Genomic DNA, 14,621 nt, shown 5'->3' on the forward strand with positions numbered 1-14,621 from the left:
TTAAAAAATAATTATCATGAAAAATAATATTAAAAATATACAGATTCTATTTGCTATAGGACTGCTTTTCACTACTGTTTCTTGTAGTGAAGATTATTTAAATGTTGATAGTAAAGATCGTTTAGAGCAAGACGATACTGAAACAGTAACACCTAAAGAAATGGTAAATGGTGCCTACGGTATGTTAACCGAATGGGATTATGCTTTTTCTTATCTTGGAATCACAGAAATTATATCTGACAATTCAGATAAAGGTAGTTCTTCTACCGATACTGGTGCGGATAAAGACGTATTAGATGCCTTAACCTTTACAAGTAGTGCAGGTTCAATTCTTTCTATGTGGCAAAATTGGTATAAATCTATAAACAGAGCATCTATTGCTATAGATTATACAGAAAATTATGGCCTAACAGATGAAAACTTAAAAAACAGATTAGTAGGTGAAGCGAAGTTTTTAAGAGCTTTAAATTATTTTTGGTTAGTAAGATCTTTTGGAGCTGTACCATTACAAGATGTAGATTTAGTTGAAAGACAACCTGTAGCAGATGTATACGATTATATAGAAGCAGATTTATTAGACGCTATAGAAAAACTACCTCTTAAGAGTAAGTATGCTTCAGAAGACTTAGGTCGCGCATCTAAAGGAGCTGCGCAAGCACTTTTATCTAAAGTTTACCTTTATGAAAAAGAGTGGCAAAAAGCATATGACATGGCAGAAAATGTTATTAATTCTGGAGAATATGGTTTACATCCAAATTATGAAGAATTATGGAGAGCTTCCACAGAAAATGGTATCGAATCTATTTTTGAAGTGCAAGGTAGAGGAGAATCTATAGCTCATGGTGTACAACAATACTCACAAACTCAAGGTGCCAGAGGTGCTGACGGTTGGGGATGGGGATATAATAACCCATCTGAAACTCTTGTAAAAGCGTTCGAAGCAGAAGGTGACCTAATTAGAATGAATGCTTCTATTATTTTTGAAGGTGAAACACTATGGGATGGTCGTGAAGTTTTTGAAGTTGAGAACCCTAGGTATAATGAAAAAGCATATTCTAGTGCCTCTACAGGATCAGACGATGGAGATAAAAACATACGAATACTTCGTTATGCAGAAATTCTATTGATAAAAGCAGAAGCTGCAACATATATTGGTCAAGACGCTGCAACACCTCTTAATTTAGTAAGAAGCAGAGTAAACTTACCTACCATTAGCAATCCAACAGTAGCACAAATATGGAAAGAAAGACACTTAGAATTAGCGATGGAACACGATCGTTGGTTTGATATTGTTAGAACAGGTCAAGCAAAAGAAGCAATGGCTGCAGATGGTAAAACATTTGTTGTTGGTAAACACGAATTGTTTCCAATTCCTTACAATCAATTAATACAAACTCCAGGAATGACACAAAATCCAGGATGGGAGTAATCTAAAATTTCAGCTATGCTTAACATTTAAGTATGGCTGAAATTTAACCTATCATTTAAGAACATGTTATATATGCGTAATTTTCTATTAATAAGTATACTATCACTAGCTCTATTTGGTTGTAATAAGCAAAAAGAAGAAACTACTACAGATATCGTTGTAGAGGATACCTTAATTTCTGATGATGCACTTTTAGATCGTATTCAAGAGCAAACCATAAATTATTTTTGGGAAGGAGCAGAACCTAATTCAGGTTTAGCACTCGAAAGAATACATATGGATAATGTGTATCTTGAATCGCCTAAAACTACCGTAACTACAGGAGGAAGTGGTTTTGGATTGATGGCTATTTTAGTAGGAATTGAAAGAGGATTTATATCGAGAGAAGCAGCACTTCTACGTTTTCAAAAAATAGTAGATTTTTTAGATAAAGCAGATCGTTTTCATGGTGCTTGGCCACATTGGATTAACGGTGAAACAGGAAAAGTACAACCTTTTAGCGAAAAAGATAATGGTGGAGATTTAGTTGAAACAGCTTTTTTAATCCAAGGCCTATTAACGGTTTCTGAATATTTTGATAGCAATACTGTACAGGAAAAAGAATTGGTTTCTAAAATAGATAATCTATACAGAACTGTAGAATGGGACTGGTACACCAAAAACGGAGAAGATGTTTTATACTGGCATTGGTCGCCAGAATATGGTTGGGATATGAACCTACCTGTTAAAGGTTATAACGAATGTTTAATTATGTATGTGCTTGCTGCAGCATCACCAACACACCCAATTAAAAAATCTGTTTATGAACAAGGATGGGCAAAAAATGGTGCTATTGTTTCTAATAAAACGTATTATGATGAAAACATCGTTTTAAACTATTTTTATAATGACACAGATTTGGTAGGACCTTTATTTTGGGCACATTACTCCTACTTAGGTTTAGATCCTAGAAACTTATCAGATCAGTATGCAAATTACTGGACACTAACACAAAATCAAGCTAAAATTCATTACAAATATGCAGTCGATAATCCACTAAATTTTAAAGGGTACGGAGAGGATCTTTGGGGTTTAACTTCTAGCTATTCCATAGATGGTTATCATGGACATAGACCAGGTGATGATCTAGGTGTAATTTCACCAACTGCTGCATTATCATCATTTCCATACACACCAAAAGAAAGCATGAATGTTTTAAGAAACATTTATATGAATCACGATAATCTTGTTGGTAAATACGGGCCTTATGATGCTTTTAGTCTTGAAAATAATTGGTACATAGAAAAATATCTTGCAATAGATCAAGGTCCTATTCCTGTAATGATAGAAAATTACAGAACAGGTTTATTATGGCACTTATTTATGAAAAATAACGATGTACAAAATGGTTTAGATGCACTTGGTTTCACCTATTAACAATTTAAATAATGAAGTTAAAAACGCTTATAATAACACTCTTTTTAATTTTTGTAATGTCTTTTTTAATCAGCGCTCAGCAATTAAAAAAGTCAGAAAATGTATTCCTAAAAAAAACACATGTTGTTCATAAAGATACGCTACAATTTAGAATGTTATTACCTAAAGATTTTTCTGAAGACAAATCTTATCCGGTAGTATTATTTTTACACGGTGCAGGTGAACGCGGTGACGATAATGAAAAACAATTGGCTAATGGAAGCGATTTATTTTTAAATGAAGCCACAAGAAATTCATTTCCTGCAATCGTTATTTTTCCGCAATGTCCAGAAAATGATTATTGGGCAAAATTAAAAGCAGATCGTACCACAAAACCAATTACATTTAAATACAAGTACAAGAAATCACCAACCAAGGCAATGAGCTTGGTAATGAATTTAATGGATGAAATGGTAGAAAAACCATATGTAAAAACCAACCAAATTTATGTAATGGGGTTATCTATGGGAGGTATGGGAACCTTCGAAATTATCTATAGAAAACCAGAAATGTTCGCAGCAGCTATTCCTATTTGCGGAGGCGGACATCCAAAAACGGTATCAGCATACGCCAAATCTATACCATTATGGGTTTTTCATGGAGCAAAAGATGATGTTGTAGACCCGAATTTATCAGTAAATATGGTGTCTGCAATTCTTAAAAATGGTGGATATCCAAGATTTACACTCTATGATTTTGCAAATCACAACAGCTGGGATCCTGCTTTAGCAGAACCCAAATTATTAACATGGCTTTTCTCTAATTCAAAATAAAAAAAATGAAAAAACAATCTATTCTAAAAATAACAGGTATTCTAATTATAGCAATCCTATTTTCGAGCTGTAATTCTAACAATAATACAAGAACAAGTTCTAAAATAGCAGACAATCAATTCGAGTCTAAAATAGATTCAATTTTAGAACTAATGACCTTAGATGAAAAAATAGGGCAACTTAATTTACCAACTTCTGGAGATATTACAACAGGAACAGCAAAAGGAACTGATGTAGGAGAACGTATAAAAGAAGGTAAAGTTGGTGGGTTATTCAATATTAAAACAGCTGAAAAAATTTATGAAGTTCAAAAAATTGCTGTAGAACAAAGTAGATTAGGAATTCCTCTAATTTTTGGAATGGACGTGATTCATGGTTACAAAACAACATTTCCAATTCCTCTAGGTCTTTCTAGTTCTTGGGATATGGAAATGATTGAAAAAACGGCTAGAGTAGCAGCAACTGAAGCGAGTGCAGACGGAATTAACTGGACGTTCTCTCCGATGGTTGATATTTCTAGAGATCCACGTTGGGGACGCGTTTCTGAAGGAAATGGAGAAGATCCTTACCTAGGAAGCAAAATTGCTGTAGCCATGGTAAATGGATACCAATCTGATGATTTATCAGCAAATAACACATTAATGGCTTGTGTAAAACACTTTGCACTTTACGGAGCTTCAGAAGCAGGTAGAGATTACAATACAGTAGACATGAGCCGTATTAGAATGTATAATGAATACTTAGCACCTTACAAAGCAGCTGTAGATGCTGGAGTGGGGTCTGTAATGGCTTCATTTAACGAAGTAGACGGAATTCCTGCTACAGGAAATAAGTGGTTACTTACAGATTTATTAAGAGATGATTGGGGTTTTAATGGTTTTGTTGTAACAGATTATACAGGTATTTATGAAATGATAGCACATGGTGTTGGAGATAAATATCAAGTTTCTGAACAAGCATTAAAAGCAGGTGTAGATATGGATATGGCAGGAGATTCTCCTTCTATTCCAGCTGCTTTTGTAAAAACGTTAAAAGAGTCTTATGAGAATGGTAAGGTAACAATGGATGAAATTGACACTGCAGTAAAACGTATGTTAACAGCAAAATATCAATTAGGCTTATTTGACGATCCTTATAAATATTGCGATCTTGATAGAGCTAAAACAGAAATTTTTACACCAGAAAACAAAGCGTTCGCACGTAAAGTTTCTGCTGAATCTATGGTATTGCTGAAAAATGAAGATCAATTACTTCCGCTTAAAAAATCTGGAACAATCGCTTTAATTGGCCCATTAGCAAAAGCAGCTAACAATATGGCTGGAACTTGGAGTGTAGCTACAGATCAAGAAAAATCAAACTCTGTTTTTGATGGATTAAAAGAAGTTATTGGAGATAAAGCAACTATGCTATACGCAAAAGGAAGTAACATCGATTATGACTTAGAATTAGAACAACGTGCCACTATGTTTGGAAAAGGGATTCCAAGAGATGGACGTACAGACAAACAATTGTTAGATGAAGCGCTTAAAATTGCAGCGAAGTCAGATGTTATTGTTGCAACTATTGGAGAATCTGCTGAATTAAGTGGAGAAAGCAGTAGTAGAACAGACCTTGGTATTCCTCAAGTCCAAAAAGACTTATTAAATGCTTTGTTAAAAACAGGAAAACCTGTTGTTTTAGTATTGTTTACCGGAAGACCTTTAGTTTTAGTAGAAGAAAATAAAAATGTACCTGCTATAATTAACGCGTGGTTTCCTGGTAGTGAAGCTGGTTTAGCAATTTCTGATGTATTATTTGGAGACGTAAATCCTTCAGGAAAATTAACAGCTACTTTTCCAAGAAATGTAGGTCAAGTACCATTATTTTACAATCATAAAAATACAGGAAGACCTCTTGGAAATACAGAGGGTAACTTTGAGAAATTTAAAAGTAACTATATCGACGTTCGTAACGAGCCTTTGTATCCTTTTGGTTATGGATTAAGCTACACTACGTTTGATTATGAAAACTTAAAATTAGATACATCTTCTATAAACATGGACGGCGAAATTAATGTTTCTGTAGAGGTTACTAATTCTGGTGATTACGACGGAAAAGAAGTTGTTCAGTTATATATAAGAGATCTTGTTGGTTCGGTAACACGACCTGTAAAAGAATTAAAAGGTTTTCAAAAAGTAGAAATTAAGAAAGGAGAAACTCAAAATATAAGCTTCAAAATTTCTGTTGAAGATTTAAAATTCTATAATTCAGAATTAGATTTTGTAGCAGAACCAGGACAGTTTCAGGTTTTTGTAGGAACAAATTCAGATACCAAAATGATGAAAGAATTTGAATTGACTAAATAAAAACATCACAATTAAATAATAACAATTTTATGCCACACATAATTTTTAAGTTTCTCCCTATTCTTATTATTTTGTGTGGTTTTTACTTGTCTGATTGTAATACAATCTTAGGTTAGTCATTTAGAATGAAATTTTCAGAAGAGAAAATAAAAATATAAATCTTGCGTAGAATATTTTGATAGCTTCTAAATACAATACGTATTATAATCCACTAACCGAAAAAGACACTAAATTATAAATCATGAAAAAACTACTTTTTTTATTCACTTTAGTATTACTTTTTTCTTGTAATAATGAAAAAAATCAGAATGTATCAGAAGCTTCTGACACCAAGAATGTATCAGAAATAAAAAAAAGGCTTGAAACCTATATCAACCCATTAGATATTGATTATACCTATATGGTGTATAATTCAACGCAAAATAAATCTTACCGTTCTGGTGCAGATCCTGCAGTTATAGAGTTTAAAGGAGAGTATTACATGTTTGTAACACGTTCTTTTGGCTATTGGCATTCTACCGATTTAATAAACTGGAATTTTATTAAACCAGAACAATGGTTTTTTGAAGGTAGTAACGCACCTACAGCTTTTAATTACAAGGATTCATTGGTGTATTTTGCTGGTAATCCTGCAGGTTATGGAAGTATTCTTTACACAGATGATCCGAAAGGAGGAAAATGGACACCAACTGCCTCTATATCTACAGACATTCAAGATTCGGAATTATTTATAGATGATGACGGACAAACCTATTTGTACTGGGGCTCTTCTAATGTTAATCCGCTAAAGGTTAAAAAGTTGAATAAAGATGATCGTTTTTTAGAAACAGGTGTTCGTAAAGAACTATTTAACCTCGATGAGGAAAAATACGGATGGGAACGTTTTGGAGAAAATAACTTTCACCCAACTTTAAAAGAAGGTTATATGGAAGGTGCTTCTATGACTAAACACAACGGAAAATATTATTTACAATACGCAGCACCTGGCACACAATTTAATGTGTATGCAGATGGAGTTTATATTGGAGACACCCCATTAGGCCCATTTAAATACATGAAAAACAACCCGATGAGCTTTAAACCAGGCGGATTTACAAATGGTGCTGGACACGGAATAACGGTGAAGCAAACCAATGGACAATATTGGCACTTTGCAACAATGGCACTTGCTTCTAATTCGCAATGGGAACGTCGTTTAAGTATGTTTCCTACTTATTTTGATGCCGATGGATTAATGTATAGTAACACATCATATGGCGATTATCCGCGTTTTGGAGCGAATCATACTACAAAAGCAGGAGAGCACAATGGTTGGATGTTATTGTCTTATAAAGGAGCTGCTACCGTCTCTTCTTCCTTAATGCAGATAAAGAAATTTACGTCAGATGACGATGCAGTAGAAGTAACAGAATTACCTTTAGAAAAGAATACTGATGGTCAAATAATTTCTAAAGTATTAACAGATGAAAACCCTAAAACATTTTGGGTTGCAGAAGCCAATGATGATAAACAATGGTTAACCATTGAAATGTTAAAACCTGGAAATATCAATGCTTTTCAATTAAATTTCCATGACCATGAATCAGGGATTTACACACGTACCGAAGGATTAAAGCATCAATTTACTATTGAGACTTCTATGGATGGTATTAACTGGCAAACGGTTGTTGATAGAAGTACAAGCGAAAGGGATACGCCAAATGCTTACATTGTATTAGATGAAGCTGTAAAAGCAAAATTTGTACGTTACAACAATGTAAAAGTACCTGGAGCAAACTTTGCAATGTCTGAGTTTAGAGTCTTTGGATTAGGACTTGAAGATAAGCCAACAGGAGTTACAGGATTCAAAGTAAAAAGAGAAGCAGATCGTAGAGATGTATCTTTTTCTTGGGAAGCTGTAGAAGGTGCTCAGGGTTATAATATCCGTTGGGGAATTGCGAAAGATAAATTATATCAATCATGGCAAGTCTACGATACGACAGAACATTTTATGCGTTCTTTAGACAGAGATACACCGTATTATTTTACCATAGAAGCATTTAGTGAAAACGGAATTTCAGAAAGAAGTAATATTCTTTTTACGAAATAGATAATAGCAAACAAAATAATTTTAGATACTCTAAAGCATAAAAAAACTCCGAATTTTCATTCGGAGTTTTTACTTTTAAGTTCTTGACTTCGCTCGAACTGACATTGAATAATTTACCTATTCATTGGTTTGTCTAAGTTCATATACATAATATCAGCATCGGTAGCTTCTTTACCTAATAAATATTTACTAAAATGATCTGCTCTTAACCAAAAAGAATATTCAGTCATGCTACCAAAACCATGTCTTTGTCCTGGCATAACCATAAATTTAAAACGTTTATTTGCTTTAATTAATTCGTTTGCCATTCTAATCGTTCCGGCAGGATTTACGTTATTATCCATATCACCATGAATCAACATTAAATGTCCTTTTAAGTTATTTGCCAAAGATGGATTTGTATCAATCTTATATTTATAAGAACTTTTCCCTTTTGCATCAATTTCTTCCTTTACACCATGATGTGTTTCACTCCACCAAGAATTGTACACATTATTATCATGATTTCCTGCAGATGAAACTGCTGCTTTAAAGAAATCTGGATAGACTAACATAGCTGCTGTAGACATAAATCCACCACCAGAATGACCATAAATCCCTACTTTTTCAATATCAATATAACTGTGTTTGTTTGCCAATTGTTGTGCTACATACTTTTTATCAGCCAAACCATAATCACGTAAATTTCCGTAACCATAATTATGATACCATTTAGATCTGTCTGGATGCCCACCTCTGTTTCCTAAGGTAATTACGATAAAACCAACTTGTGCCATTCTATCTACTCGGTCCATAGAATAAGAAAAAGATTTATTTACTGCTTCTGTCTGTGGCCCAGGATAAACATACTCCAACAAAGGATAAACTTTCGTAGAGTCCATATCAAATGGTTTATACATAACCCCATAAATATCGGTAATTCCATCGTCTGCCTTTACTTTAAAGGTTTCTGGAAACTTGTATCCTGATGCAAATAGTTGCGATAAATCAGCAGTTTCTAAATCCATTACTTTACGTCCGTTTGCATTTCTAAGTTCCGATTTTGGTACGGTATTTACTCTAGAAAAGTTGCTTATAAAGTATTTGTTAGAGTCAGACATACTTGTGCTAGTTGTAAAATCTCCAGGGTTTAAGTTTTTCATTCCTGTACCATCTAAATTGATTTTATAAGAATGTGCATAGTAAGGATCTTGTTCTTTATTTACGCCGTTTGCAGAAAAATATAACGTGTTGCTTTTTTCGTCTAAACCTTCAAAACTAGCCACATGGTAATCGCCTTCTGTAACTTGATTTTTTAAGTTTCCGTCTGTATCATATAAATAAAAATGTGCCCAACCATCTCGTTCTGCCCAATGCAACATTTCTTTTTCATCATTTAATAAAATTAACGGACGAGACTCTATATAGGTATTAAAACGCTCTTCAATTAAAGTTTTGTATTCTCCCGTATTAATATCGGCTACATTAATATCATACTTTTTACGATCTCTAGAGATTACACTGAAATATACTTTTCCTTTTTTAGAAAGCAATAAAGTTGGTCTAAATTCATCATCTCTACTAGATTGTTTTCTTGGTGCTCTAAAAACAGAAATACTTTGCTGTTTAATGGTATCTAAAGGTACTTTTACATGTGTTTTAGAAGGAATATCAAAAATTAATAATTCTGATTTATAATATTCTTGTTCACCTGGCATGTGATATTTATAGGTTTCTAACGTTGGTCTTTTTTTACCTGTAGAATTAATTACCCATAAATCTTTAATATGTCTTGAGTCAGATTTTTGAAAAACAAACTTTTTAGAATCGTGAGACCAGATTCCTCCAACACCGTTTCTTTTGTCTTTATTTTTTTCTTTATCTACATTATCTCCTCTAGATCCACGTCCGTAAGCATAGTTTTCTTCACCATCTTTTGTCCATTGGTTTTCTACAACTGTACTATCTTTTTCGTCTTTAATAAACTTTTTAAAGTTTATTTTATCCATCCAATACAAGTTGTAGTTTTTAGAATACAAGACAATAGAACTATCTGGTGCAATGTTTGCCCACTTTTTCCAATCTTCTTTTTCTTTCTTAATGGTATCAATAATCGTCAAGCCATTTCCACCTAATTTATACTCTAAATGGTAGACTTTTTTCTCCATTTTAGGTTTTGTCGGTTTTTTAGACTTTGTTTTTTTTGTTGAAGTAGAGTCTTTTCCCTCCTCTTTCTTTTCTTCTTTTTTATCATCAATAACTTCAACTTCTTCTGTTGATGTTACTCTAAAACGAATAGCATCTTCTGCTTCGTTAAATTTAAAACTAAAACGAGGTAAGTGTTTTGCGTCGTATGGATCTTTAGTGATTTCTGTTAACCACTTTGCCATCTTTACATTATCGAAAAGTGCCTTTTTAGATTTTTTATCTGCATCCACTAAATAATAATTGGCACCTTCTGATGTTTTATAAGCATACCAAAAACGATTTCCTTTTTTTAACCAATGTGGACTTACAGATGTAGAGTGTACCATTTTTGCCAAATTTGTTGGTGAATACTTAGCAGCAGCTCGGTAATTAGGGGTTGGAGTTTCTTGTGCAGAAATTGTTGAAACAACAATAAATGGCAAGAATAAAAGTAAGAATTTTTTCATGAAGTAAAATAATTTGAATTAGTTGACGTAAAGTTTCTCTAAAACAAATTATCTCACAAATTTTTAAGATTTATTTACAAAAAGTTTAACAATTCCATAATTAATTTAGATTCCGTTTTTCAATAAAGAATCGCTTTAATAACTGAGAACATTCGTTTTCTAAAATTCCACTAACAACTTTTGTCTTTGGATGTAGTGTAGTTTTTAAATTTACAAAACCTCTATCTGGTTCTGTTGCTCCATAAACAATTTTACCAATTTGTGCCCAATAACTTGCACCTGCACACATCTGGCAAGGCTCTAGCGTTACATATAATACACAATCTTTTAAATATTTTCCTCCTAAAAAATCAGCAGCAGCTGTAAATGCTTGCATTTCCGCATGCGCCGTTACGTCGTTCAATGTTTCCGTTAAATTGTGTGCTCTAGCAATAATTTGATCTTTAAAAACAATAATTGCACCTACAGGCACTTCGCCTTTATCAAAAGCAGATTCTGCCTCTTGTAAGGCTTTTTTCATAAAATAGGTATCATCAAAAGGTTGTATCATGTATGTTGATTATAAATATCAAAATTAAGTAAAATATTTACGATAGATTTGTATTTATTAACTGCCCGTTTTACGCACACAGTATTTGATGTTGTATTTTTACGTTTGAATGAAGAATTTGTTAGACCACATAGTAAACCCAGAAGATTTACGAAAATTAAATCAAGATCAATTACCTCAACTTGCAAAAGAATTGAGGGATTTTATTATTGATATTGTAGCAACCAAAGAAGGACATTTAGGCGCCAGTTTAGGCGTTGTAGAGTTAACGATTGCTTTGCACTATCTATTTGATACCCCAAATGACTTATTGGTTTGGGATGTTGGGCATCAAGCATACGGACATAAAATATTAACAGGCAGAAAAGATGTTTTTCACACCAACAGACAGTTGGGTGGAATTGCAGGTTTTCCATCAAGAAAAGAAAGTGAATACGATGCTTTTGGTGTAGGGCACTCCTCTACTTCTATTTCTGCAGCTTTAGGGATGGCAATTGCCTCTAACATAAAAGGAGATACAGAAAAACACCACATTGCTGTTATTGGAGATGCTTCTATTGCAAGCGGAATGGCTTTTGAAGCCTTAAACCACGCAGGAGTTTCTAAGGCCAATTTATTAATTATTTTAAATGACAACGCTATTGGTATTGACCCTTCCGTTGGTGCTTTAAAAGAGTATCTAACAAAGGTTAAAACCGATAAAAGACTTGCGGCGCAAAACAATATTATAAAAGCTTTAAATTTTGATTATTCGGGTCCTATTGACGGACATGATTTACCAAAGGTATTATCAGAATTAAAACGTTTAAAAGATGTAAAAGGCCCAAAGTTTTTACATGTAATTACTACAAAAGGAAAAGGTTTACAGAAAGCTGAAGAAGACCAAGTAACCTATCATGCACCTGGTAAATTTGATAAAATTTCTGGTGAGCGATTAAAAATAGCAAAAAGCTTATACACAAAATATCAAGATGTTTTTGGTAAAACAGTGGTAGAATTAGCTGATAAAAATGATAAAATTGTTGGTATAACTCCAGCGATGTTAACGGGAGGTTCTCTAAAATTCATGTTAGAAAAGCACCCAAAGAGAACTTTTGATGTTGGTATTGCAGAACAACACGCTGTAACCTTAGCGGCAGGTATGGCTACGCAAGGTTTAATTCCGTTTTGTAATATTTACTCTACTTTTTTACAACGTGCATACGATCAAGTAATTCATGATGTTGCTTTGCAAAACTTACCAGTTGTTTTTTGTTTAGACAGAGCTGGTTTGGTTGGCGAAGATGGAGCAACACATCATGGAGTATTCGATTTAGCGTATTTACGTTTAATTCCGAATTTGATCGTTTTTGCTCCAAGAAATGAAATTGAATTGCGTAATATTTTATACACCGCACAATTAGGATTAAAAAAACCTATTGCTATTCGATACCCAAGAGGAACAGGAGCAATTATCGATTGGAAAAAACCTTTTGAAAAAATAGCAATCGGAAAAGGGGTTTGTTTACAGGAAGGAAATAGGACTGCTATTTTATCTATTGGTACAATTTCTAAAAATGTTTCTGAGGCTTTGGAATTAGTAGAAAATCTAGATCACTTTTCTCATTACGATATGCGTTTTGTAAAACCTTTAGATGAAAATTTATTACATCGTATTTTTGATAAACATCAAAACATTGTAACTATTGAAGACGGAACGATAAAAGGTGGTTTTGGAAGCGCTGTTTTAGAATTCGCATCAGAAAATAATTATCACCATAAAATAAAAACGATAGGAATACCCGACGATTTTATTGAGCATGGAAATGTTTTAAAACTGCAACATGCACTTGGTTTAGATGCAGAAAAATTAGCTAGTACGTTTAATCTATTAACATAAAAAAGACGCTACATAGCGTCTTTTTTATATCTGAGATATTGATTCTTAAATAATATTTCCTTTTAATTTTTTATGTGTTCTAATCGCATAACTATCAGACATTCTAGAAACATAACTGCATACTTGCATAATTCTTTGATACAAACTAGTTGATTCTGTTTGATATTCTTCTGGTAATAGATTCAATACTAAATCATCAAAATTAGATTCTTTACCATCAAACTTATTATTTAAAGCTGTTACAAAAACATCTAATAAATCGGCAATAATTCTATAACCAGCAATTTCTTTTTCTACAACGTCTTTGCTTTTATATATTTTTGCAACACTTAATTTAATAATGTCTTTTATTTGCGCTTCATATTTACATCTATCTAATAAAGACCTCTCAAAAGTTCCGTTTAAAATAGCTTCTTCATTTGCTAAGAAAATAGCAACGGCTTCATTAATTAACACCCCAATTGCCAAAGCTCTTAAGTAACTTATTCTGTCTGTTTTATGTTGTAAAGAATGATATTTTTTAATGTCAATGGTATCTTTCACCAACTTAATCATGTATTCTAGAGCAAACTCTTCTTCAATTAAGCCTAAATTAATTCCGTCTTCAAAATCGATAATTGTATAACAAATATCATCTGCAGCTTCTACTAAATAAGCCAATGGATGCCTGTAAAATGAAATTGCCGAATTAGATTTTTGTTTCATCCCTAAATCTTCTACAATTTCTAAAAAAGCTTCTTTTTCAGATTGAAAAAAACCATACTTTTTATCTACAATATGATTTGTTGGTTTCTTTGGCAGACTCTCTTTTGGATATTTTAAAAAAGCCCCCAATGTAGCATAGCTTAAACGCAAACCACCAGAAATTCCTTCTCTAGATTCTGTTAAGATTTTAAATCCGTTTGCATTCCCTTCAAAATCTATTAAATCTTGATATTCTTTATCAGACAATAGATCTTTATATTTTAAACCATTACCTGTTTTAAAATACTCGCCTATGGCTTTTTCTCCAGAATGCCCGAAAGGAGGGTTTCCAATATCATGCATTAAAGAAGCGGTTCCAACAATAGCTCCAAAATCGTTAAAGGTATACCCTAATTCCTCTAATTTTGGATAACGTTCTAACAACACCTTACCTACTCTTCTACCCAAAGTTCTTCCAACAACAGACACTTCTAAACTATGTGTTAATCGTGTGTGTACAAAATCTGTTTCTGATAAAGGTATTACTTGTGTTTTGTCTTGTAAACTCCTAAAAGCAGATGAAAAAATAATTCTATCAAAATCTACATCAAAACCCAGACGAGTTTCATCTTGAGTTGCTCTTGGGCGTTTTTGTGTATCGCCAAAACGTTTTAAAGAAAGTAATTGTTCCCAGTTCATTTATTTAAATAATAAAGTTTAATTGGTAAAAATACAAACTATTATTTTGAGGTGATGTTCTGATTAAAAAAACATTTTTTTATCA

The 14,621-nt window shown here is 32.9% G+C and carries 9 protein-coding genes; 6 read left to right on the forward strand and 3 right to left on the reverse strand.

All coding sequences use genetic code 11. The features are described from left to right. Positions 1–16: 16 nt before the first annotated feature. The 5 genes from H0I28_RS12605 to H0I28_RS12625 all read left to right on the forward strand — a co-directional run bounded on the left by H0I28_RS12605 (position 17) and on the right by H0I28_RS12625 (position 8,091). Positions 17–1,429: a RagB/SusD family nutrient uptake outer membrane protein gene (locus H0I28_RS12605; RefSeq protein WP_218759323.1), complete on the forward strand. Its 1,413-nt coding sequence runs from the start codon at positions 17–19 to the stop codon at positions 1,427–1,429. A 72-nt stretch (positions 1,430–1,501) separates the two neighbouring features. After that, the gene (locus H0I28_RS12610) at positions 1,502–2,845 is read left to right on the forward strand and encodes a glucoamylase family protein (RefSeq protein ID WP_218759324.1); all 1,344 of its coding nucleotides are present in this window, start codon (positions 1,502–1,504) and stop codon (positions 2,843–2,845) included. Positions 2,846–2,901: 56 nt separating this feature from the next. Beyond that, positions 2,902–3,657 carry a prolyl oligopeptidase family serine peptidase gene (locus H0I28_RS12615; protein ID WP_254712773.1) on the forward strand — a complete coding sequence of 252 codons (756 nt, stop codon included), beginning with the start codon at positions 2,902–2,904 and terminating at the stop codon, positions 3,655–3,657. A gap of 5 nt (positions 3,658–3,662) precedes the next feature. After that, positions 3,663–6,002: a beta-glucosidase BglX gene (gene bglX, locus H0I28_RS12620; RefSeq protein WP_218759326.1), complete on the forward strand. Its 2,340-nt coding sequence runs from the start codon at positions 3,663–3,665 to the stop codon at positions 6,000–6,002. A 241-nt stretch (positions 6,003–6,243) separates the two neighbouring features. After that, on the forward strand, positions 6,244–8,091 hold the full coding sequence (locus H0I28_RS12625; protein ID WP_218759327.1) for a family 43 glycosylhydrolase: 1,848 nt from the start codon (positions 6,244–6,246) through the stop codon (positions 8,089–8,091). Positions 8,092–8,204: 113 nt separating this feature from the next. On the opposite strand, the gene H0I28_RS12630 is transcribed toward H0I28_RS12625, so the two are convergent. Next, positions 8,205–10,724 (reverse strand): DPP IV N-terminal domain-containing protein, encoded by a 2,520-nt coding sequence (locus H0I28_RS12630; protein WP_218759328.1) that lies wholly within the window; start codon positions 10,722–10,724, stop codon positions 8,205–8,207. A gap of 100 nt (positions 10,725–10,824) precedes the next feature. After that, positions 10,825–11,274, reverse strand: coding sequence for a nucleoside deaminase (locus tag H0I28_RS12635; RefSeq protein ID WP_165731631.1), 450 nt, complete (start codon positions 11,272–11,274; stop codon positions 10,825–10,827). A gap of 109 nt (positions 11,275–11,383) precedes the next feature. Here H0I28_RS12635 and dxs point away from each other — a divergent pair, with 109 nt between their 5' ends. Continuing rightward, a complete protein-coding gene (gene dxs, locus H0I28_RS12640; RefSeq protein ID WP_218759329.1) occupies positions 11,384–13,153 on the forward strand; it encodes a 1-deoxy-D-xylulose-5-phosphate synthase in 1,770 nt (589 codons plus the stop codon). A gap of 45 nt (positions 13,154–13,198) precedes the next feature. On the opposite strand, the gene H0I28_RS12645 is transcribed toward dxs, so the two are convergent. After that, positions 13,199–14,536: a deoxyguanosinetriphosphate triphosphohydrolase gene (locus tag H0I28_RS12645; RefSeq protein ID WP_218759330.1), complete on the reverse strand. Its 1,338-nt coding sequence runs from the start codon at positions 14,534–14,536 to the stop codon at positions 13,199–13,201. Between the last annotated feature and the right edge of the window lie 85 nt (positions 14,537–14,621).

It is taken from the genome of Polaribacter sp. AHE13PA, from assembly GCF_019278505.1.
Taxonomy (GTDB): Bacteria; Bacteroidota; Bacteroidia; order Flavobacteriales; family Flavobacteriaceae; genus Polaribacter.